Source organism: Candidatus Poribacteria bacterium (assembly GCA_028820845.1).
Classification (GTDB): domain Bacteria; phylum Poribacteria; class WGA-4E; order WGA-4E; family WGA-3G; genus WGA-3G.
The window spans coordinates 85,047-107,910 of sequence record JAPPII010000067.1 but is presented as its reverse complement, the minus strand read 5'-3'; the positions used below and the strand labels follow the sequence as shown (position 1 = coordinate 107,910).

Genomic DNA, 22,864 nt, shown 5'->3' with positions numbered 1-22,864 from the left:
CCGCGCCTCTTTTCTTTATAAGCGCAGTTAAGAATCCTGCCGGATAACTTTGGGTTGTCAACGTTTTCCTTGCCTCTAAGCTGTCAGATACAGTATAATAGAAAGGCTTGAGTTGAGTAGATGATCGCGTCCCGAATGTAGCTTACAATCGGGATGAGGAAAGTCCGGACTCCGCAGGGCAGGATGCTGGGTAACCCCCAGGAGCGGCAACGCTATGGAAAGTGCAACAGAGAGTAGACTACAACGCCTCAAAGCGTTGTACAGGTGAAACGGTGCGGTAAAAGCGCACCAGTCCATAAGGTGACTTATGGAGCTTGGTAAACCCCATCTGGAGCAAGGTAAATGGCGGAATATAAGGTGTGCTCGCCTTTTCCCCAGGTAACCGCTTGAGGTGGATGGTAACATCCATCCCAGATGAATGATCATCGCATACAGAATCCGGCTTATTCTCAACTCAAGCTTTTTTAACGATAAAAAAACCGCCCCCACCGGGGGTCTCTATCCGAATGATGTCGCCGTTGCTTGTAGAAATAGACACCTTACCCGCCAACGGTTGTGCCTCTCCATCAGAGATAAGCACGTTACGTCCCGGTTGTCCCGGTTCCCCGTCTTGCAAACCATAAGGACCTCGCGTCCGTCGCTCTGAAAGGATTGTAACCTCAGCGTCTGTGAGCATCTGTACTGCTCGAACAACGCCGTCACCACCGCGGAATTGACCCACACCCCCTGTGCCTCGTCGGATCCCATATTCCACCACTTGCATCGGATAGTTCGTCTCAATTGCCTCTATCGGGGTATTCATCGTATTCGTCATGTGCGTATGGATAGCATCAATCCCATCCGAATTCGGACGAGCACCCATCCCACCCGCAATCGTTTCGTAATAAGTAAATTCCTTTCCGCGTGAAGCATCATAACCGCCTATTGTGAGGTTGTTCATAGTGCCAGAACTCGCAGCAGGAATCTGGTCCGGACAGGCTTGTGCTAAGGCACCGAGAAGAACATCAACAATACGCTGCGATGTTTCGACGTTTCCACCCGCAACCGCTGCTGGGAACTTGGCGTTCACAACGCTACCTTCTGGCGCAATGACCTGAATCGGCTCTAAACACCCCGCATTCGCGGGTACATCCGCACCAGCAATGCATCGGAAAACGTAAAAGACCGCCGAGAGGGTGATGGCATAAATCGCGTTGACAGAACCGCGGGCTTGCGGAGCAGTACCCGTAAAGTCAACGACCGCCGTATCCCCCTTAATTTCAATAGCAACGCGGATTTCAATCGGTTCATCAGTGATGCCGTCGTTATCAAGCACATCGGCGTATGCGTAGCGTCCATCGGGAATTTCCCGTAAACGCGCACGCACCATTCGACTTGCATATCCACGCAATTCTTTCATATAGACCGCAATCTCTGTCGTCCCATATTTAGCGACCATCTCTTGTAAACGGCGTTCGCCGACGCGATTGGCAGCGAGTTGTGCCTCTATGTCGCCACGACGTTCCTCCGGGGTTCGTACGTTAGCGAGGATGAGTTCCCAGAGATCAGTGTCCAACGTACCGCCGCGAACGAGTTTGACCGGTGGAATACGGATACCTTCCTGAATGACACTCGTTGCAATCGGCATTGAACCAGGACGCATGCCGCCAACATCTGCATGATGTGCCCGGTTCGCGACGAAAAATACCGGGCGGTGCTTTCCCTGCTTTTCTTTCTCATCTGACCCGCTCCGCAAGAAGGAGCTAAAGACAGGCGCGACCAGTGTAATGTCCGGCAAATGCGTGCCGCCACGATACGGGTCGTTGAGAGCTATCATGTCACCGGGCACCATCTCAGTGTGTGCAATCGCAGCGAGGACTGACAGCGGCATAGAGCCAAGATGCACCGGAATGTGTGCGGCTTGCGCCACCATTTTACCGGTGTCGTCAAACACGGCACATGAAAAATCGAGTCGTTCTTTGATGTTAGGGGAAAATGCGGTGCGTCGGAGCGTTACACCCATCTCCTCCGCAACGGAGGTGAGCATGTTTTTGTAAAGTTCTAATTTGATAGGATCAGTATTCATTTGACGGCGGTGAGTTATGTGGACAGGTTGATGTAGGCAGTAGAAAGCATTATCAAGCGGGTATAATAATGCGTAATCATGACAGCATTTTGCTCTTAATCTTGGTTTTGTCTGTGAGTTGTGGAAATTAGAGCTTGTTTTCGCCGCAATACTTCAGTGAGAGTAATGTTCTCATCTACTATATTGTAAGCCGTAGCAGGATCGATGTCGAATTCTTTAGCAAGTTGTAATGCTTGCTCTCTTCTCGGTTTGCCTTTAACAACCGTATGGTCGGAGAGTTCAACAATAGGAGGATAGCGTTTATCTATTTCGTTAAATAGCGTATTTACTAATGATTGACATAACTTTTTATACTTATATTCTTTTCGTTTATACTCCTCTGTCCTCTGAAAGTAATAATATCTGTAGCAGATAGAAGCAACGAAATCAGCAAACTGTATGAATGGATTTTCATTAGAATGGACAAAAACACAGTTTTGAAAACTTGGACTTTTATTTAAGCGATTGAACGCATCTAATAGTTCGCCCTGTTGACCACGACTGTCTAATTCGTCGTGCAAAATCATAGCACGGTGGTTAGATGGTAAGGGGTCCGCACAGAGCTCAAGCGTTTTTCTAAATAGAGCTAGGCGGAGGTCACCACCCTTACGTCGCATCTTTTTTCTTATCGCTTTTACCCGAATAATCCCAGCATCTTCTATCTTAAAAAAACTCGCCAATAGTGCCCGACATATCTCCTCAGTTTCTTCTCGATAATTTCTATCGAACTCATTCAAAAGAGGTCCATATTTTATTTCTCTACCAGAAGTAGGCACCAAAGGATTAACAATCTGAGGATAAGACTTTAAGAATTCCTGTTGGCTATTAAAAGGCACGCAAATAGCAACATAAATGAATTCAGGATTATCTTCATTGACTCCTGATTCATCTATATAGATACACCATGTTGGCATTTTTTTATGTGAATTTGTTCCACCTAACAAATAGTGGAGGTAGAGTCGGTACTCTCAAAGCATTATAAATGCACCCTTAATTTTTTGAGGACTCAGTGATCCTCTGGTGAATAGAGTCGGTACTCTCTAAAGATCAATGACCTACTCCACCAAAACTTGAGTCAGATTGAAAAATGTAATCTATACGCAGCACTTTTGATTTCTGAAATGTGTCAAAACACGCGCGGAGTATAGGGTATAAGAGGGGGATGATTGTTTCCCCCTCTTTCTTCTCTTAACTAGCTGAGGTAGAGTCGGTACTCTCAAGGCGTTGGTCCGCATCCCTCATTTTTTGAGGACTCAGTGATCCTCTGGTGAATAGAGTCGGTACTCTCTAAAGATCAATGACCTACTCCACCGAAACTTGAATAAGATGACCTCTTTAGATCCTTATTCCTTAAGGACTTACGCAAGACACAGCGAATTGCACGACTACAAACTGCGACTCTTTGGAAAAGCACTTATATTTACAAGAGGTTTGTATTTGTAGTGATAGCGATTTATCGCCTGCCTACGTAAATTTTAAGTGTTATCGCGAAAATACAGCGTTTCAACCCATGTATACTATCAATTCTACACTATATAAACGCTTTTTGTCAAATTAAAATTACAAAAGATTGTGTTTTTTCGGCAAAAAAGTGTAAAATGGAATACTGGTAGTCGGTTAACGGATAAAAAAGGCTTTGTTTAACTCATAACCTCTTCAAACGACAATTGACAACTAGGAACACCTATCTTCTGTAGGCGCGAGCTCTGGCTCGCGACTTTCTATGAAAATCAACCGAAACCACGAAAACGAAATGCCCTTTATTAGGAGGACCCCACATGAAAACAATTAACATCGCCCTAATCGGCGCAGGTGGAATGGCAAATGGCGTTCACTACCCATCTCTCACGGAATGTGAGGATGTGAATCTCGTTGGGTTGTGCGATCTAATCCCATCAAAACTTCAGGCGACAGCAGAACGCTTTGAGATTGAACAGACATTTACAGACTATAAGCAGATGCTTGAAAAGACGAGTCCCGATGCAGTTTATGTCCTCATGCCTCCTCAGCACTTGTTTCCGCTTGTTATTCATTGTCTGTCACAGCAGCACCACGTCTTTATAGAAAAACCGCCCGGTGTTACACTCCATCAGACGAAGGAGATGGCACGCGCTGCGGAAAAGAACGGATGCAAAACGATGGTAGGCTTCAATCGCCGTTTTATTCCACTGTTGCAACGGGTCAAAACGATAGTTGAGGAACGCGGTCCGATTATCCAAGGCATGTCGACTTTTCATAAGAACACCCCAGGGGCACTCTATTACGATGGCGTCATAGACGTTTTGACCTGTGATGCAATTCATGCTGTTGATGCCCTGCGATGGATCGGTGGCGGCGAGGTGAAAGCTGTCGCAAGCGACATTAACAGCTTCTATTCCGAGCGCGAAAACAGCTTCAACGCGATTGTTAAATTTACGAGTGGTGCCTCTGGTTATCTTTGCACCAATTGGGCAGTTGGGGCACGCATTCATATATTTGAGATGCACGCCCGGGAAATTTCTGCCTATATCAATCCTGATGCCGGTGGGAGCGCGGTCCTTCATACACCTGAAGGCATAACCGAGATCACACCTGAAGAAGCAGCTGGGTCTGACGCAACACATAGAGTTTACGGGTTTTATGGAGAGAGTCGGCATTTTGTGGATGCTATCCTGCAAGACCAACAGCCCGACACCTGTTTCGCCGATGCAGTCAAAACAATGGAACTTGTGTCAGCCATCTATCAAAATCGAATAGATGCCTAATCTCACGGCAAATGGCAAAATAAATTGGCATGTTTCTTGCTACATACAGTTATAAGATAACGATTGTATTGAGACGGGGATTATGGATAGACAGCACATACCTGTTTTATGTGACAAGGTGCTTGAATTTCTCAAACCGAAATCGGCGGGTATTTATGTAGATGGCACTGCCGGATTGGGTGGACATAGTTCCGCTATCTTGAACGCCTCTGCACCAAATGGACGCGTCATTGGCATTGATTTGGATTCTGAAGCCCTTGTTATTGCAAAGGAGAGGTTACGCGCCTTCGGTGACCGGTACTGTCTCATTAACGGCAATTTCGCAGAAATGCCTGTTCTGCTTGAGGCGTACTCAATTTGTGCTGTAGATGGTATCCTGCTTGATTTAGGGGTGTCATCGCTACAACTTGATACACCAGACCGAGGATTTAGTTTTAACCATACCGGGCCATTGGATATGCGTATGGGAATTGGACGCAAGTTGGATGATAATCAAGAAGTTATTCCTACAGCGATGCAGGTAGTCAACGATAGTCCAGTGGACACTTTGGTTGATATTTTTAAGCGATATGGTGAAGAAAGGTTCGCGAAACGGATTGCTACCCGCATTGTTACGGCGAGGCAGCAGATGCCTATAACGACAACAACGCATTTTGCCGAGATTGTCAAGGCGGCGGTTCCGCAAAAGACATCCAAGATCCATCCTGCCACCCGCGTATTTCAAGCACTGCGGATTCATGTTAATAAGGAATTGGAAAATCTTGAAGCCGGTTTAGATGTTGCCATATCGCTTTTGAAACCCGGCGGACATCTCTGTGTTATTGCCTTTCATTCGCTTGAGGATAGGATAGTCAAACGGCGATTTCAAACATGCGCGACGACATGTATCTGTCCACCCAAAATCCCAGTCTGTATTTGTAACCATGAACCGTCTCTGCAGATTTTGACAAAACGTCCTGTTGTTCCAGATGTGTCTGCAGTGCAGCATAATCCACGAGCGAGAAGTGCTAAATTGCGTGCGGCGCGTAAGTTGTAATCTGAGATTGTCAACAAAAGCGGTACTAATTGGTAGAAGTAAAAAAATGTACCTTAAATATGAAATTCAACGTTAAATAGATAGGCAGTTGTCACCCTGTAACCATATATTAGGCGTAAGCGCAAAGGAATTGTAACGTGAGGTAAGCGACGGAACTCAACATTCCTATCCATAATTTGGATTGAAAGCGAAATAGATGCAGATATCAGATCAACATTCAGCGCGCATCACGAAACCTGAAGAAACTCAAAGAAAAAAAGGATTTCCGTTGGTCTATACCCTCTTGGTATTGTCCTTCTGCACTTTTGCCGGAAGTATCTGGTTTTCATCTTATGCTAAAAAAGTTGCTTTACAACGCCAACCTGTCTATGAGAGACAGAAACATCGAATTCAGGATGAAATTTATCAGCTTGAATTAGAAGAATCGACGTTAACCTCTGTTCAGAGAATCAGGAAGATTGCTACTGAACTCGGAATGGTTGAACCTACCGAAACCCCACAGATCATTTGGGACAAGTAATTTCGATTTCTCCCTTTCCTGAAAGGACCCGAAACTATCTTGGTTTAATGTATGATAAATAACAAAAATAACTCGCATTTATCTATACGTCGTCTTGTTTTTACATTTATTTTGATGCAGGTCGGGTTTCTGTTGTTAGTTGGCAAACTATTCAAGATTCAGATCTCTGGTGGTGATTTACAGCGGGAATCGAATGAACAAGACTGGCTTTCTCCCCGTACAGCAGAGATAAAACGTGGAAAGATTCTGGATAGACACGGAAACGTTTTAGCACTCAGTCGCCATAGTTTGTCTGTCTATGCCGATCCAAAATATATGAAGATGGATCCACTCACAGCTGCACAAAAGTTGGTGCCAGTTTTAGGGGTGCCCGAGGCAGAACTGCTTTCCCAACTCCGTCGAAAGGATAAGCGGTTTGTCTGGCTAAAGAAGGGCCTTGATTACGGACGGCTTGATGAGATTCGCGCGATTGAGAAGGATATTCGCGGTATAAAATATGAAGTTGAACAGAAGCGATCCTATCCTAAAGACGCTCTCGCCGCTCAGGTCATTGGTCATATGAACGACCAGAATATGGGTGAAGGTATTGAATACCAATACAACAATTATCTGCTAAATGCGCAGGCACGGCAAGCCGCCCATCGCGCAGCTTTGGCTCGCAATGAACCGATAAACTTATTAACTGATGGCAATTCCACGAGTGATTACGGATACAGTGTCGTTTTAACACTTGACGAGTACGTTCAATATGTCGCTGAAAAGGAGTTAGCTGCAGCTTGTCAGCAGTGGAACGCACCACGCGGGACAGTCATCGTCTTGGCATCAAAGACGGCAGAAGTATTGGCACTTGCGAGCTACCCATCTTACGATCTGAATACCTACGCACGTGCCAATGAGGAGGCTAAACGGAATATCGGGGTCTGGTTCGCGTATGAACCCGGATCGATTTTTAAAATTATCGCTTCCTCTGCTGTCCTCAATGAAAGGATCATGACATCTGAGTCGACAGTTTTTTGTGAAAATGGACGCTATCGACTCTCGAACGGTAGAATTATCCGAGATGTTTCAGCAAAAGGATGGCTGACCTTAGAGGAGGTACTACACAAATCCAGTAATATTGGGATGATTAAAGTTGTGAAGCAGTTGGGACATGAGAACTTTGCTACTTACATTGAGAGTTACGGCTTTGGGAAAACAACAGGGGTTGATCTTCCCTATGAACACAGTGGGAGCCTTTTTGCAGTCAAGCGTTGGGACACCCATTCGCTCGGAGCCGTGCCTTTTGGACAAGGAATTATGGTGACACCGCTTCAGATGGTGAGCGCATTGAATGTCATTGCCAACGATGGTAAACTCCTCCGTCCATACATTACACGAGAAATTCGAGACAATAGTGGGAAAGTTTTTAAAAAGATGTATCCGATTGAAGTTCGACAAGTACTGCGTCCGGAAATAGCAAGACAGATGGCAGACATACTCGTTGGGGTTGTTGAAGGCGGGAGCGGACGACGCGCGCGTGTTGAAGGTTATAGGGTCGCTGGAAAGACTGGAACAGCACAAAAAGCTGAACCAAATGGCAAGGGATATCTCGGCAAAGAAATTATGTCCTTTATGGGGTTCTTACCCGCGGAGAATCCAGTGATTTCGGTAATCGTCATGCTTGATGAACCCAAAGGGGCACGCTTCAGTGGTCAGATCGCAGGACCGCTTTTTCAAAAGGTTGCCACCCAGACAATACAATACTTGAAGCAAACTGAATTTTTCGGTACTGCGATTCAAAAAACTTCCCAATACGCGCCTGCTATAACAGAAAAAGTGTCGAAACAGCACCTTACTGTGGAAGGAGGTGGGCTGTGAAACTTCGCACGCTGCTCCACAAATTAAATATTGTTGCTACTACCGGACCACTTGATATTGATATTACCGGTGTCGTCAGTGATAATCGACAGGTCAAACGTGGTAATGCGTTTGTCTGCTATCAAGGTGTCAACGTTGACAGCCACATCTTTATTTCAGATGCGATTCAGAAGGGAGCGGTTGTTGTTATCGGTGAAAAACCGATCGCTGAACTAACGGTGCCAACGCAGCAATTTACATACGTCCAAGTACCTAACGGGCGACGCGCAATCTCCTTGCTGGCTGCCAATTGGCACGGAAATCCCGCAAAACAACTCAAACTCATCGGCATTACGGGCACAAACGGTAAGACATCAACAGCACATCTCATATATGCGATACTCAAAGCGAGTGGGCGAAAGGTAGCACTCATCGGAACTGTTGGACACCGATACACGAACGCCCACGGCACTGAGAAGAAACTACCGGCTTTCCTCACAACTCCTGATGCCTTTGCCCTCCATGCCCTCTTTAAGCAATTCGCTGAAGAAGGTGTCGAATACGTCACGATGGAAACCTCCTCACAGGGATTGGCGCTGCAGCGACTTGCAGGGCTTATTTTCGATACAGCCATTTTTACCAATTTTACACAGGACCATCTTGATTATCATCAGACAATGGAGGAATACCTCAAAGCGAAATTAATGTTGTTTGAGCAACTTGGGGATGACGGGGTCGCTGTTTTGAATGTTGATCTACCTGTAACAAAACGTTTCTGGCATGTTTGTGCAGATTTAAAACGTTTAATGTATGGGTTTAGACTGCAGGCAGATTTACGCCCCGAAGGTGTTGAACTCTCTCGGAACCGATTGGCGTTTACAGCGTTGATGCCGTCTGGCGAATTCCCAGTGGAGCTTCGGTTGCTCGGTGAGTATAATATTTACAATGCCCTTGCTGCGATTGCTGTTGGCATCCGTTATAATTGTTCTATTGCGGCGATTCAGGAAGGTCTCGCTGCGACTGTTGTACCTGGACGGTTTGAACTCGTAGACCGCGGACAAGACTTTGCTGTGATCGTTGATTATGCACATACCCCCGACGGTTTGGAAAATATTCTGATTGCAGCGAAGCATATCACGGAACGTAAACTGATTTCTGTCTTCGGATGTGGGGGTGATCGCGATAACGGAAAACGCCCAAAAATGGGGAATATTTCAACCCGAATCGCAGATTACAGCGTGATTACTTCCGACAATCCGCGCACCGAAGACCCCAATGAAATCATTGCACAAATTGTGTCAAATTTGCCACATGATGCAAAGTATGTGTGTATTTCGGAGAGGCGGGAAGCGATTCAGCACGCCATCGCAACGGCAAAATCGGGGGATGTCATTGTGATTGCGGGGAAGGGGCATGAAGATTATCAGGAAATTCACGGCAAAAGAGTCCCTTTTGATGATAGGGTCGTGGCTGCAGATATTTTGGAGTCCTTGTGATTGCCCTATCTATGGATTGTCCTGCCTTTAGTAAATCTAACCTCCGAAGTTTTTTCAATACGGCATATTTCACGGAAAACCAGACGTAGGCGACGGATGCAGCGTACGGAAATTAACGGTCTCAACATTTCATATCAGGTCGCGGGGGATGGCAAGGTTGTCCTCCTCTTACACGGTTGGGGTGGAGAAGCTGCAAGTTTCCAGCCGGTTTTTGAATGGCTTGCACAATCCCACAAAGTCTACGCCCTGGATTTGCCCGGCTTCGGCGAAAGTCAGGTGCCTCCAACAGCATGGAACACATCCGACTATGCGCAATGTGTTGCAGCCTTTTTGGAGAAAATTGGTGTCCCAAAAACGCACCTCATCGGACACTCCTTCGGCGGTAGAATTTCGATCATCCTTTCAGCCGAGTATCCTGAAAAAGTGGATAAACTTGTTCTTGTTGATAGTGCTGGGATCAAGCCACCCCGAACTGTGAAGTACTATTTTCGTGTAGGTATAGCAAAAATCGGCAGGTTATTGCGCCGGTCTGGAAAGTATGGCGATCGTCTCGCAAATGCCGTTTCTCAGCGCACAGGGTCCAAGGACTACCGAGAGGCTGGCGATATGCGCCCTACGCTTGTGAAGGTTGTCAATCAAGACTTGCGTCCGTTCTTACCACGAATAGTCGCATCTACGCTGTTAATCTGGGGTGAGAACGACAAAGATACACCTGTGTCCTTCGGACGGACTATGGAGAAAGAGATACCTGATGCTGGGTTGGTTGTCCTAAAAGAGGCAGGACACTTTTCCTATCTCGACCAGTTTCCGCAATTTTGCCGGATTGTGGCAAGTTTCTTGAAAATCTAAATTTAAGAGTTAGAAAATGGAAACAATAAATACCACGCTTTTCTACTTCGTAATATTAACTTGTGTCGCGAGAGCGATCATCAGAACAGCACGTGGACTTCATATACTTCAACTCGACGGTTATAAAACAGGTCGATACCTGAAGTGGATGGGGCAGCATCTGAAAAACTGCTTTGAGATCAGAGAGATTCTCATCGTCGGGGGCTTACTGATTCTTACCGGCGTTATATCTGCACTGTATCCACAGTATCACAGCACTTGGTTCTTCCCAGGCGTGTGTATCGCTTGGAGTGGATTCCAAATTTATATGCTCACACGCCGAGAGAACGTTGCGGCGAAAAAGCCTCTCGTTTATACAGCACGCGCGAAACGGGTGTTCGGACTATCAATCGTTCTCCTTATTGGTTTGGCGGTCGTGATTGTCCTCACAATAAAGGAGAGCCCTTGGCGCGTCGCAGCCTTCCTGTTTAGTGAGGTGAGCGTGGTCAATTTAACATTCGCGAACCTGCTTATCTATCCTTTGGAACGGACGATAAATGAGGCATATCTCTTTTCGGCAAGGAAACGGATTAAAGCGTTTAATCCCAAGGTTATTGGAATTACTGGAAGTTACGGCAAGACGAGTACAAAGTATATTTTGCATCGAATTTTGTCCGAAAAATTTAACACTTTAATGACTCCCGATAGTTACAACACGCCAATGGGTATCTGCAAAGTCATTCGCGGGCAACTTGCTCCTGAACACGAAGTATTTGTCGTCGAGATGGGTGCCTATAAGCGTGGCGACATCCGCGAGTTGTGCAATTTAGCCTCACCCCAAATTGGCATTCTCACAGCTGTCGGTCCCCAACACTTGGAGCGGTTTAAAAGCGTAGAGAATATAGCCAAGACAAAATATGAGTTGATTGAGTCGCTGCCATCCGGTGGCCTTGCAGTCTTCAATTGTGACAACGAGATCTGTGCTAAACTTGCTAATAAGCGGGAAGAGGGCGGCAATCCGGTGTCCCGCTATGCTACAGAGCCTTCCAAGGTTGAGGTTTCTGAACACCCGCAGCTAACTGCTACCAACATTCGACACACCAACGACGGACTCGCTTTTACGGTGCATGCATCAGTCAATACCCAGAAGGCTACCGAAGTAGAGATTCGCACGCAACTTTTAGGTAGGCATAACGTATCTAATATCCTTGCCGCAATGGTAGTTGCGATAGCGTGTGGAATGACCCTTGAAGAGATTCGCACAGCAATTGCAAAGGTTGAACCTGTACCACATCGTTTACAGTTGGCATCTGGTGCCGGGGGTATAACAATCATTGACGATAGTTTCAACGCCAATCCTGTCGGCGCGAAGGCAGCGCTTGAGGTGCTCTCTGAGATTGGAAAGGGAAAAAAGGTCTTGGTGACACCCGGTATGGTAGAACTCGGTGAGATGGAGTACGAGAAAAATAAGAAACTTGGTGAACACGCCGCCGATGTCTGTGATCTGGTCATTTTAGTCGGACCTATGAGGACTGTCCCAATTTTAGATGGCTTGAAGGCCTCCGCGTATCCGAGCCAACAAATCATTGTCGCACTCAACTTGGAAGAGGTCAAAAAACATTTAGCAACGCGAGTACAGCCGGGGGATGTCGTTCTTTTTGAGAATGATCTTCCTGACAACTACAATGAGGAAAGAGTCATCTCCTAATATTGATGTTTCAATTGTTAGGTCTGACCTAAGTTTCCGTTCATAGTCCAGAATCGGTTGGAATTAACCTAAAACCACCGTGAAACGTAGTGGAGCGGTGCCCAGATTTAATCGTTAAAAAATGTCAAAACATAATATAGCCCTCATATTTGGTGGATGTACGCCTGAACACGAAGTCTCAATCGTAACCGCACATCAGGTTTACCTCGCTTTAAAAGAAAATCATCATGTCATCCCAATTTACGTCACGAAAAATGGAGAATGGTTAACTGGCAACGCATTACGCGATTTATCCAGTTTTACTGATGGAACACTCCCACATCCTTCCGATTTTGACAAAATTACTATCGAATTTTATCCTGAGCCAAAATTTGTTATTACCAGCAAACACTGGCTCGGCAAGAACGTTCAGAAAAGGACACTTCTTCCTGTAGATGTTGTTTTTCCGTCGATACACGGCATGCATGGGGAGGATGGGACGCTCCAAGGGTTGCTCGAGCTTATGAACCTACCTTATGTCGGCGCGGGTGTTGTCGGTTCTGCTGTGGGTATGGATAAGATTATGATGAAGGCGATTCTTGGTGAGAACACGCTTCCAGTACTTCCATATTTGTATTGGACGCGTCACGACTGGGATACGCGACGCGATGAGGTTCTCAAAGAGGTAGATGCAACGCTATCCTATCCGCTCTTTGTCAAGCCTGCAATGAGCGGCTCAAGCATTGGAGTCAGCCAGGTCAAAAATCAAACTGAACTCTGTGCTGCTGCTGAGGTGGCGGGACAGTACTCTCGTAGGATACTCGTTGAAAAAGCTGTTGAGAGACCTCTTGAGATCAATTGTGCTGTCATGGGACTTGATGAACCGACACCATCTGTTTGCGAGCAACCTGTCTCACAAACTAATTTTCTCAGTTTTGATGACAAGTATATTCATCAGGAGGGCGAAAATGCAGGAATGGCAGGTGCTGAGCGCAAAATTCCTGCACCCATTTCCGAAGAACTAACGTCACATATACAAGGTCTTGCTGTCCGCACTTTTCGGGTCTTGGATTGCGCAGGTGTAGCACGTGTCGATTTTCTCGTGGATGCAGAATATAACGTCTATGTGAATGAGATCAACACTATTCCGGGTTCATATAGCTACTATCTGTGGACCCACCAAGATATTGCATTTCCGAAGTTGGTGTCGGAACTTGTTGATTTGGCATTTAAGGCACACGCAGAGAAGAATGCATTAAACTATACTTATACGACGAACCTCCTAAGCCAAGCTGGCGCGAGTCTCGCGAAATTAAAAAACGGGGAGAAACTTGGGGGCACGGCGTAATGTGCTACCGTAAAATCGCCATCGCTTTTTTGTAGGAAAATATGTTTTACCATCTCCTATACGAAAACCTCGTTGAAATCTTTTCACCATTCAACATTTTTCGTTATATCAGCTTCCGAGCAATTTATGCAACAGCAACCTCCCTCGTCATCGCTCTTGTTTTGGGACCTTTTATGATACAGAGGTTGAAGCAGCTACGCATCGGAGAACATATTCAGGAGGAGGTAGCTAACGCCCAAAAAAGTACTGAAAATCAAAACAAAGCCGGCGTGCCAACTATGGGAGGCGTGCTCATCATCGTCTCTGTGCTGATATCGGTTGTCTTCTGGTCGCGGTTAGACCAGCCTTATATCTACTTGATGATATTGACAACGCTTTGGTTTGGTGGCCTCGGGTTTCTTGATGATTATAACAAACTCGTGAAACAGCAGTCCTTAGGACTTCGTGGATGGCATAAAATTGGACTTCAGATCGTAGGTGCTTTGGCGATTGCAGTGTATCTTTACCAATGGGGGGGTGCCCACGGTGGGGATGTTGTGACACGTTCTTCGCTGAGTTTGCCATTTTTCAAAGAACTACAGCCCGATTTAGGGATATTCTTTATTCCTTTTGCCACATTGGTGATCGTCGGGGCATCCAACGCTGTCAATTTGACAGATGGGATGGATGGGTTGGCGATTGGGTGCACCCTCTTTGTTGCCGGTACGCTCGGTATAGTTGGGTATATGACCAGTCACAGCGAGATTGCCGCGTATCTGAACATCTTTCATCTTCCTGTTAGCGGAGAGGTTACCGCAATTTTCTGTACAGCGTTAGTCGGAGCAGGCTTGGGATTTTTATGGTATAACGGTCATCCGGCACAAGTCTTTATGGGAGATACTGGGTCACTGGCACTCGGTGCTACCCTTGGAACCGTTGCGGTGCTTATAAAGCAGGAATTTCTGCTCCTGATCGTCGGTGCTATTTTCGTCGCAGAGACACTATCGGTTATTATTCAGGTCTGGTCGTTCCGTACATTTGGCAAGCGTGTGTTTAAGATGTCACCGATTCACTACCACTTCCTACTTTCGGGATGGAAAGAATCTAAAGTCGTTATCCGATTCTGGATTGTCGGGTTTATATTGGTCTTGATAGCTTTAAGTACCTTGAAGCTCCGGTGAAATAAACCGTTTGATACACACGGAGCGTCATAGACATCACGCTTTTTGTTAAAAGAAATACACTCGCTGGGTCTTGGAAGAAAAAATGAGGTTACAGGGGAAACATGTTACGGTTTTTGGCTTAAATCGGAGTGGTGTTGCCGCTGCAAAGTTGTTGCATGCACGAGGTGCGGCTGTCACACTTACAGATACGCGTACATCCGAAGTGTTGTCAGCGGAAATTGCTGAACTCAATGCGCTTTCTGAACCAGGCGATATCCAAAAATATCTTGGGGGGCATCCTACAGAGTGCATCGTTGATGCTGATTTCATTGTTGTTTCACCAGGGGTGCCGCTGAATATTCCAATTCTGTGTGAGGCACGGGCGTGGAAAATTCCCATTCTCGCCGAATTAGAAATTGCTGCGAGGGTATGTCCAGCACCGATTGTGGCTATTACCGGAACGAAGGGCAAATCCACCACGACCTTGCTCACAGCAGCGATGTTAAAAGAGAGGGATCGGTTCACCAAGGTCTGTGTCGCAGGAAACATTGGTGTTCCCCTCGCAGCAGAGGTTCAGAACCTAACGGATCGAGACATAGTCGTTGTTGAGGCGAGTAGCTTTCAGTTGGAAAGTACTGTCGCTTTCCATCCAGTGGTAAGTGTTGTGCTTAATTTTTCGCGCGATCATTTGGATAGACATGGAACGATGTCTGCCTATCGCGAGGCGAAACAAAAGATTTCCGAGAACCAGACTTCTGATGACTGGATGGTTCTCAACGGTTCGGATGCCTCTGTCAAGGGTTTCGCTGCATCTACGGCAGCAAGAGTTGTCTATTTTACAGATGAGGTTGTGAGGGAACACTCCTTGTTTTCGGGAACGTTTAAGAACGGTTTAGGACTTTTTGCACAGGACGATGGTGTGCGAGAGAAGATTTGTGATGTAGGGGATATTCCGCTTCCAGGGGCACACAACTTACAGAATATACTCGCAGCAGCGGCAGTCGCACGAATTTTCGGCGTTACAGGAACGCAGATTCAAGCCGCACTCCAAAATTTTGACAGATCGCACCCGGCTTTGGCACACGCTTTTGAACCGGTAGGGACCTTAAATGATATTGAATTCATAAACGATTCAAAAGCGACAAACGTAGCGTCAGTCAAAGCGGCACTTGAATCGATACAGGGGCATCGAGTTATCCTGATAATGGGCGGTTATGATAAGGGAAACGACTATACCCCCCTATCTGAAATCGTTCAGAACCGTGTTAAAGCCGCTGTTATGCTCGGAGAATACACGCAACAGATTGAAAAAACGCTCGCCAATACAACAGACATTGTGAAGGCAAAGACGATGGCGGAAGCGGTGCGGATCGCCTATAGGCACGCTACTGCTGGTGATGTTGTTCTCTTATCCCCTGCGAATGCCAGTTTTGATATGTACACTGACTATAAAGCACGCGGGATAGCCTTTAAGGAAGCAGTTCAGGCACTTCAACGCCTTATTAATTAGAGGATTAAAAAACGCTACAATGGCACTCAATTTCCAAAGACGAGACCGCAATAAGCAGAACTCCCCGGCTAATGTAAAGTCCGGACGCAATTATTGGACGAACACACGCGCTTATAGTGTTGTCGAAGAAAACCAGAGACGGGTGATGGAAGAAACCTCTGCGTCAAGACCTGGACGAATGGATCGAGGCATAATTGCCCTGACTTTCTGCCTCATTGCCATAGGTGTTTTGATGGTCTACAGTTCGAGCCATCTTCTCTCTTCAAGACACTATGACGGCTATAGTTACCGGTACTTGCAGATACACATTATTGCTTGTGCGATTGGTTTAACAGGGATGTTTGTGGCTTCCTATTTACCCTATAGATTTTATGCGAAGCATGCCAATCTTTTTTTGATCCTCTCTTTTGTAGGCTTACTCCTGGTCTTTGTACCGAGTTTGGGCGCAAGTGTGCAAGGGGCAGAGGGTGGGAGGTTTAACCGTTGGATTCGTATAGGGAACTTACCTATTAATTTTCAGCCTGTTGAATTTGCAAAAATAGCATTGGTCATCCATGTAGCGCATTTTATAAGCAGAGATCCAGAGCGCGCCAAGAGTTTCTTTAATGGTGTATTGCCGAATATATTGATTGTTGGTGCCGCTTTCGGATTGGTCGCAAGTCAACCTGATTTTGGTTCTGCTTTCTTATTAGCAGTGACGGTTTGTATCGTCCTTTTTATTGGAGGCATCCGAATTCTGCATGCCCTTGCACTTGCTGGCGCAGGCGTTGGACTCCTCAGCCTTCTCATAATTCGGGACCCTTATAGACTCAAGCGGTTCTTGGACTATTTTGCTATGTTGAAGTCGCCGGATGCAGCAAACTATCAGTTAACCCGATCCTTGGATGCACTTGAAGGTGGTGGATTTCTTGGCGCAGGAATTGACAGTAGTCTACAGAAAATATCGCGGCTCCCTTATCCGCATACAGATTTTATCTTCGCTGTGTTGGGCGAAGAATTCGGATTCATTGGTGCTGTGACAGTAACAATCCTTTTTATGTTGTTTATATGGCGTGGGTTACATATTGCCCGACGTACAAATGATCTCTTCGCGTCTCTGCTCGCTACCGGTCTTACGGTCCTAATCGGTTTACAGGCATTCATCAACATTGGTGTTGTGACAGGATTATTGCCAACAAAAGGCATTACATTGCCCTTTGTCAGCTACGGTGGCTCATCAATTGTCCTCAGTTTGGTTGGGGTCGGTATACTTTTGAATATCTCGCGAACCACCAATCCAGCAAGGGATTAACGTCGTCCTGTGGTTTCGTAGGTTTTTTGTCCCACACGATTGAGTAGATTCTGATAAACTTAACTATGACAGATTCTAAATTTTACGATACAAATTTATCAGACGCAAATAGTCTTTATCAAACAACTGTTGAGGAATGGGCAACAGAGAAAAAAGTCGTTATTGCTGGCGGTGGAACAGGCGGTCATATCTATCCTGCCATCGGAATTGCTCAGGCACTACGACGCTTGGATGCTACGGTGGATATTGTGTTCATCGGCGGTCGAGATCGCTTGGAGTCAAAGTTAATTCCACAGCACGGCTTCCGTTTCATGCCTATTTCTGTTGCCGGTTTTCCGCGACGCTTGACTTTACAATGGGTTCCAGTGCTCTGGAAAGCCTTTCGCGGTCTCCTCCAGTCGTTGCACTACATGAAAGAACTGAAGCCGGACATCGTTATAGGAACCGGCGGGTATGTCTCAGGTCCAGTGCTTTTAGCTGGCCTCCTGTGCCGAATTCCGGTAGCTATTCAAGAACAAAACGCTTCAGTCGGTTTAACAAACGGGGTCTTGGCACGCTGGGCAAAAATGGCATACCTTGCTATGGAGTCTGTTCGTAATAGGAACTCGTTCCGACACACCGAGAGTGTCCAAGTTACGGGAAACCCGATTCGTCCTGCAATCGCCACGTTCCATAAATCTGAAGCGACTTATCGGAAATTCGGATTGTTGCCGGAGCGGAAGACGATCTTTGTGATGGGTGGAAGTCAAGGCGCACACGCTATCAATGACGCAATCGTGGCTGCATTGCCGCATTTACTGGAATTTGCTGACCGACTCCAAATAGTGCATCAGACAGGCGCAGCTGAGGCACAAACTATTCAGGCTGTGTATCACGACAAACTTGAATCACATCCCGAATTTCGATATTGTGTCCAACCCTTCTTTGATACTATTGAGGAGATCTATAGCATAGCAGATGTTATGGTATGTAGGGCGGGTGGAATGACTGTCGCTGAAGTTACTGCTTGTGGCATTCCCGCAATTTTCATTCCTTTACCCTCGCAAACAGGGAATGACCAGGTATTGAATGCTCATGCTGTCGCAGAAAAGGGCGGTGCTGTTGTCCTTGAACAGGGCATGTTTACAGTAGAAGCCCTTGTTCAAAATCTTGTGAATATCGGACTTGATGAAAATACACATGAAAGAATGGTAGCTGCAAGTCGAGCACTCGGTAAACCATACGCCAGTGATCACATTGCCAGGTCTATTCTTTCGTTCACTTAGTTGTTTTTTGTAATTAAGGTTGATTTCTTGCCTCGTAATAGGTTAAAAAATTAAAAGATACTATTAAGTAAGGGCAAAACAACTGTATGTTTGGAAAAACGCGACATATTCATATCATCGGCATCGGCGGTGCTGGCTTAAGCGGTATTGCTGAAATCTTGCTCGACCTCGGATTTAAGGTGACCGGTTCGGATATCAAAAAATCTGATACAACGGAACACCTACGAAACATTGGAGCCACTGTCTTCTATGGACATGCCGCAGTGCAGATGCAAGGTGCCGATGTTGTCGTTGCTTCCCCCGCTATTCCGCCTGAAAATTCGGAGCTCCTCGCTGCACAGGATCAAAAAATCCCTATCGTTAGGGGTGCTGAGATGCTCAATGAAATTACCCGGATGCGCTATAGCGTGGCAGTCAGCGGAACACATGGAAAAACAACTACGACTGCAATGACTGCTACGGTCCTGAGCAGTCTTGATCCAACGGTCGTTGTGGGCGGAAAACTCGTGAACGGCAGCCATGCCCGGAGTGGTGAAGGCGATGTCATGGTAATTGAAGCCGACGAGGCTTATGGTTCTATTGAGATGTTCTATCCGACTGTGGCTGTTGTCACATCGGTCGATGCTGACCATCTCGATTATTATAGTAGTGTTACCGAAATTGGGGAGACCTTTCTCAAATTCATCAATAAGGTGCCTTTTTATGGCACAGCTGTTCTCTGCTTGGATGCAGAGAATATTCAGAAATTTATTCCCAGAATCGAGAAACGCTATCTTACCTACGGGCTTGAAACTGGGGCTGATTTGGTCGCTGAAGGAATCGTTGTTGAGGGACCTACATCCCGCTACCGAATCCGGAAAGATGGACATCTCTACGGTGAAATCCATCTTAAAATGCCCGGACGTCATAATATCTCTAATTCCTTAGCAGCCATAGCAGTCGGACTTGAGTTGGATATCCCATTTGACCAGATTCGCGAAAGACTTGAGTCGTTTGCTGGCGTACACCGGCGTTTTGAAATACTTGGTAAGGCTAATAATATTATCATTGTTGATGATTACGCACATAATCCAGCGAAATTAAAAGCAGCACTCAGTGGTGCCCGAGATGGCTACAAACGGCGTATCGTCGCAGTTTTTCAACCGCATCGCTACCAACGTGTCAGGGACTTGGCAGATGAATTCTCCCGCTCCTTTTATCAGGCAGATGTACTTATTGTTACTTCAATCTACGGTGCTGGCGAAGCTCCTATTGAAAATGTCACCGCTGAGAAATTGGCACAAGCAATACAGGCGCATGGGCATCGACAAGTCCTGTACGTACCAGACACAGATGAAGTTACGAATGTTCTTATGGAGATAACCCAGCCAGACGATATTGTTATTACACTCGGGGCTGGAGACATCAGTAAGGTAGGACGAGAATTTTTAACAAGACTTCAGGCGAAAAATTAATCATTTTCTTCTTGTTTTGTATCTTCTTTTATAATCTTCTCGTTTTTACCTACAACTTTTGACTTAATCGCGCACCGAAAAAATAGAAAATTATTTAGATAGGTCTGCTATTGACCTTGAGCCGAGAACGCATCATTAAAACCAACGACGCACGAATGTTTGCTCGATCACAACGCAAAAAATACGGCACTTATGTGCGCGAGACTTCAATGCCTACAAGGCGACTTGGTAAACATCCTAACGCTAAGGTATACACGTACCGGCGCGTGATTTTTGTCGTCGCTATTCTACTTACTTTCGCTTTTATCGCGAGGATAGTACTCAGTTTTTTTGGCACTGAATATGTCTCTCTTGAATTGTCTGGAAATGTACACTATACAGAAGTACAAATCTATGATATATTGGCTGAGCAGTTGGACAACATCGTTACAGATTCTGAAGGACAAACGGAGAATTATCTCAAAGAAAACCTGAGTTATATTAAAGAGGCACACGTTTCCAAGCATGTCATGAAACGTTTGTTTACTGTTGAAATTACTGAGCGTGAACCTTTTGTCTTACTCAGGTTTTATGAGGGTTTTAAAAATCCGCCTGTCCTCGGTACAAGTGTTGATCAAGATTGTTCGTTTTTCTTGCTGGATGTTGACGCACATGTTTTGGAGCGTATAGAGGTTGGAGAAGCGGGGGTGCCGGTGGAGAAGCGATTTCAAGGAATGGTTATGCTTATTGCAGCGGGTGATAAGTTCCCAAAAGTTGGCACTGTCGTCCAAACTTCTGGAGTCCCCGTGGCTGTGAAAGTCTTAAAAAGTGCTGTGATACAGCAACCCGAACTGGCCAAACAAATAGAAACTATAGACGCGAGCCGTCCACAGCAAATTAAAATGCAAATTGAAACGTTACCTCTGCCAGTTTGGATTGCATCGGATACGGTTGAAGCCGGACTTCATCATGTTGCGTTGCTTTTGAAACAGCATAGGGGTCGTATACTCGAACTTCTCAAAGTGCCTCCAGATGCAACGCAACCGTACTTGGACGCGAGATTTGAAGATTCGATCTACTTAGGCGGTTATACGCAAAAGCAATAACGTCTATCTCGTAAATACTGGATCGTGCGGAGTGTGAAATCTCCACCTCTCAGTCGTATTCAGAAAAGAGAAAAGGGGGTGAAAACTTATATGCCTAAACAGAATGTTATCGCGGGACTTGATATCGGCTCGAGCAAAATTTCGGTAATCGTTGGGAACACGCTGCACGGTAGTGGTGAAAAAATAGGAATCGTTGGTGTCGGTCACGCGCCTTCCAAGGGACTTAGAGGTGGTGTTGTTGTTGACATCAATCAGACAGCCGAAGCTATCCGCAAAGCCATCTCCAGCGCAGAATTGATGGCGGGTGTCAAAATTGATTCTGTCTGTGTGGGAATCTCTGGGGAACATATCATTGGTCAGACTTCGCATGGGGTCGTTTCTGTTGCCAATACTGAAATTTCACATGAGGATGTTGAACGAGCAATGGTGGCGGCGAAGGCAATCTCTATTCCTTCCGACCGTGAAAATTTACACGTTATTCAACAGAGTTTTGTCGTTGACGCACAAAGCCGTATCAGGGAACCTGTTGGGATGTCAGGTGCACGCCTTGAAACCTATGCCTATATTATTACGGGTGGAACAACGGCTATTCAGAATTTGCTCAACAGTATTGAAAAGGCTGGCGTGCCGATCGTCGAAACGCTCGTCGCGGCACCGCTCGCGGCATCTCAAGCAGTCCTCTCAAGAGATGAACGGGAAGTCGGAATCGCACTTGTTGATATCGGTGATGGAACAACTGAAATCATCGTCTATAAAGAGGATTCTATCCAACATACAGCCGTAATTCCTGTCGGAGGGCAGCACATCACTAATGACATCGCTCAATACCTAAAGGTTACCCTCCCGGAAGCTGAAGAACTAAAAATTCACCGAGGATGCGCATGGACGGAATTGGTCACAATGGATGATGTACACCCGATTCCCGTCGCTACGGATGCAAAGCCGCGTTTCATTGATCGATATGAACTCGCACAAATTATCGAATACCGTATGGCAGAAATCCTTGAGATCATTGCTTATGAATTAGGGGATACACCGCTTCCGGGCGGACTCGTATTCACGGGTGGAACCGCACTCATCGATGGACTGCAAGAACTTGCTGAGGCTATGCTACAACTTCGTGTTCAGATCGGATACCCCAAAGGAATACAAGGATTAACCGATCGCGTAAATCATCCAATGTACGCTGCTGGCATCGGACTCGCTCTTTACGGTGAGAGCCTCAGACAACAAGAGCATGAACACCACATGCGCCAACGCGGTAATACCTTTGGGGCACTCCTACAACGCGTCAGAGAGTGGTTCGGGTATTAAATCCACGGTTTTATGGGCTGATCTTGATCCACGCTGAATGTGTAAGGTAATTTAGTTTGTCTCTAATTTCGGTCTTTTGTTCAAACCTCTTTTTGTAAGAAGGATTCTCCAATCCCGACGCTTCTTATAGGAACGATTTCCTAATCGCAACTACTTTTGTAGAGGCGACAGAAACCTAAAACTGAATGACCTAAACTTACAGGA

17 protein-coding genes and 1 other RNA gene are annotated in these 22,864 nt (G+C 46.0%); 16 read left to right on the top strand and 2 right to left on the bottom strand.

The window, feature by feature from the left end; genetic code table 11:
* Window positions 1–108 precede the first annotated feature (108 nt).
* Window positions 109–461: RNase P RNA component class A (rnpB, locus tag OXN25_13920), an RNA gene on the top strand.
* On the opposite strand, the gene OXN25_13915 is transcribed toward rnpB, so the two are convergent.
* Together OXN25_13915 and OXN25_13910 are read right to left on the bottom strand one after the other, a co-directional pair.
* Window positions 455–2,065 (bottom strand): hydantoinase B/oxoprolinase family protein, encoded by a 1,611-nt coding sequence (locus tag OXN25_13915; GenBank protein MDE0425953.1) that lies wholly within the window; start codon window positions 2,063–2,065, stop codon window positions 455–457. The genes rnpB and OXN25_13915 overlap by 7 nt on opposite strands.
* 95 nt (window positions 2,066–2,160) lie before the next feature.
* Window positions 2,161–3,048: a DUF3800 domain-containing protein gene (locus OXN25_13910; GenBank protein ID MDE0425952.1), complete on the bottom strand. Its 888-nt coding sequence runs from the start codon at window positions 3,046–3,048 to the stop codon at window positions 2,161–2,163.
* Window positions 3,049–3,882: 834 nt separating this feature from the next.
* On the opposite strand from OXN25_13910, the gene OXN25_13905 reads away from it, so the two are divergent.
* From OXN25_13905 to ftsA, 15 genes are all read left to right on the top strand, one after another.
* Entirely contained in the window at window positions 3,883–4,848 is a 966-nt protein-coding gene (locus OXN25_13905; protein ID MDE0425951.1) for a Gfo/Idh/MocA family oxidoreductase, read from the top strand.
* An 82-nt stretch (window positions 4,849–4,930) separates the two neighbouring features.
* Entirely contained in the window at window positions 4,931–5,884 is a 954-nt protein-coding gene (gene rsmH / locus OXN25_13900) for a 16S rRNA (cytosine(1402)-N(4))-methyltransferase RsmH (GenBank protein MDE0425950.1), read from the top strand.
* 196 nt (window positions 5,885–6,080) lie between these two features.
* Window positions 6,081–6,404: a cell division protein FtsL gene (locus OXN25_13895; GenBank protein MDE0425949.1), complete on the top strand. Its 324-nt coding sequence runs from the start codon at window positions 6,081–6,083 to the stop codon at window positions 6,402–6,404.
* Window positions 6,405–6,536: 132 nt separating this feature from the next.
* Window positions 6,537–8,261 (top strand): penicillin-binding protein 2, encoded by a 1,725-nt coding sequence (locus OXN25_13890; protein MDE0425948.1) that lies wholly within the window; start codon window positions 6,537–6,539, stop codon window positions 8,259–8,261.
* The gene (locus OXN25_13885; GenBank protein ID MDE0425947.1) at window positions 8,258–9,736 is read left to right on the top strand and encodes a UDP-N-acetylmuramoyl-L-alanyl-D-glutamate--2,6-diaminopimelate ligase; all 1,479 of its coding nucleotides are present in this window, start codon (window positions 8,258–8,260) and stop codon (window positions 9,734–9,736) included. Before OXN25_13890 ends, OXN25_13885 begins: the two co-directional genes overlap by 4 nt.
* A gap of 96 nt (window positions 9,737–9,832) precedes the next feature.
* On the top strand, window positions 9,833–10,585 hold the full coding sequence (locus tag OXN25_13880; protein ID MDE0425946.1) for an alpha/beta hydrolase: 753 nt from the start codon (window positions 9,833–9,835) through the stop codon (window positions 10,583–10,585).
* Window positions 10,586–10,601: 16 nt separating this feature from the next.
* On the top strand, window positions 10,602–12,272 hold the full coding sequence (locus tag OXN25_13875) for a UDP-N-acetylmuramoyl-tripeptide--D-alanyl-D-alanine ligase (GenBank protein ID MDE0425945.1): 1,671 nt from the start codon (window positions 10,602–10,604) through the stop codon (window positions 12,270–12,272).
* 121 nt (window positions 12,273–12,393) lie between these two features.
* Entirely contained in the window at window positions 12,394–13,599 is a 1,206-nt protein-coding gene (locus OXN25_13870) for a D-alanine--D-alanine ligase (protein MDE0425944.1), read from the top strand.
* A 41-nt stretch (window positions 13,600–13,640) separates the two neighbouring features.
* Window positions 13,641–14,759 carry a phospho-N-acetylmuramoyl-pentapeptide-transferase gene (gene mraY / locus OXN25_13865; GenBank protein ID MDE0425943.1) on the top strand — a complete coding sequence of 373 codons (1,119 nt, stop codon included), beginning with the start codon at window positions 13,641–13,643 and terminating at the stop codon, window positions 14,757–14,759.
* A gap of 85 nt (window positions 14,760–14,844) precedes the next feature.
* Window positions 14,845–16,251, top strand: a complete 1,407-nt coding sequence (gene murD / locus OXN25_13860) for a UDP-N-acetylmuramoyl-L-alanine--D-glutamate ligase (GenBank protein MDE0425942.1) — start codon at window positions 14,845–14,847, stop codon at window positions 16,249–16,251.
* A 19-nt stretch (window positions 16,252–16,270) separates the two neighbouring features.
* Window positions 16,271–17,542, top strand: a complete 1,272-nt coding sequence (gene ftsW, locus OXN25_13855) for a putative lipid II flippase FtsW (protein MDE0425941.1) — start codon at window positions 16,271–16,273, stop codon at window positions 17,540–17,542.
* 65 nt (window positions 17,543–17,607) lie between these two features.
* Window positions 17,608–18,807: an undecaprenyldiphospho-muramoylpentapeptide beta-N-acetylglucosaminyltransferase gene (gene murG, locus OXN25_13850; GenBank protein ID MDE0425940.1), complete on the top strand. Its 1,200-nt coding sequence runs from the start codon at window positions 17,608–17,610 to the stop codon at window positions 18,805–18,807.
* Between the two features lie 86 nt (window positions 18,808–18,893).
* Window positions 18,894–20,261 carry a UDP-N-acetylmuramate--L-alanine ligase gene (gene murC / locus OXN25_13845; GenBank protein ID MDE0425939.1) on the top strand — a complete coding sequence of 456 codons (1,368 nt, stop codon included), beginning with the start codon at window positions 18,894–18,896 and terminating at the stop codon, window positions 20,259–20,261.
* 155 nt (window positions 20,262–20,416) lie between these two features.
* Window positions 20,417–21,346: a hypothetical protein gene (locus OXN25_13840; protein MDE0425938.1), complete on the top strand. Its 930-nt coding sequence runs from the start codon at window positions 20,417–20,419 to the stop codon at window positions 21,344–21,346.
* 90 nt (window positions 21,347–21,436) lie between these two features.
* On the top strand, window positions 21,437–22,660 hold the full coding sequence (gene ftsA / locus OXN25_13835; GenBank protein MDE0425937.1) for a cell division protein FtsA: 1,224 nt from the start codon (window positions 21,437–21,439) through the stop codon (window positions 22,658–22,660).
* Window positions 22,661–22,864: the final 204 nt, after the last annotated feature.

Coding starts and splice junctions, on each gene's coding strand:
- OXN25_13915 (MDE0425953.1), bottom strand. CDS start 2,065: ATGAATACTGATCCTATCAAATTAGAACTTTACAAAAACATGCTCACC.
- ftsW (MDE0425941.1), top strand. CDS start 16,271: ATGGCACTCAATTTCCAAAGACGAGACCGCAATAAGCAGAACTCCCCG.
- OXN25_13840 (MDE0425938.1), top strand. CDS start 20,417: ATGTTTGCTCGATCACAACGCAAAAAATACGGCACTTATGTGCGCGAG.
- OXN25_13870 (MDE0425944.1), top strand. CDS start 12,394: ATGTCAAAACATAATATAGCCCTCATATTTGGTGGATGTACGCCTGAA.
- OXN25_13875 (MDE0425945.1), top strand. CDS start 10,602: ATGGAAACAATAAATACCACGCTTTTCTACTTCGTAATATTAACTTGT.
- OXN25_13895 (MDE0425949.1), top strand. CDS start 6,081: ATGCAGATATCAGATCAACATTCAGCGCGCATCACGAAACCTGAAGAA.
- OXN25_13880 (MDE0425946.1), top strand. CDS start 9,833: ATGCAGCGTACGGAAATTAACGGTCTCAACATTTCATATCAGGTCGCG.
- murG (MDE0425940.1), top strand. CDS start 17,608: ATGACAGATTCTAAATTTTACGATACAAATTTATCAGACGCAAATAGT.
- OXN25_13905 (MDE0425951.1), top strand. CDS start 3,883: ATGAAAACAATTAACATCGCCCTAATCGGCGCAGGTGGAATGGCAAAT.
- ftsA (MDE0425937.1), top strand. CDS start 21,437: ATGCCTAAACAGAATGTTATCGCGGGACTTGATATCGGCTCGAGCAAA.
- mraY (MDE0425943.1), top strand. CDS start 13,641: ATGTTTTACCATCTCCTATACGAAAACCTCGTTGAAATCTTTTCACCA.
- rsmH (MDE0425950.1), top strand. CDS start 4,931: ATGGATAGACAGCACATACCTGTTTTATGTGACAAGGTGCTTGAATTT.
- murD (MDE0425942.1), top strand. CDS start 14,845: ATGAGGTTACAGGGGAAACATGTTACGGTTTTTGGCTTAAATCGGAGT.
- murC (MDE0425939.1), top strand. CDS start 18,894: ATGTTTGGAAAAACGCGACATATTCATATCATCGGCATCGGCGGTGCT.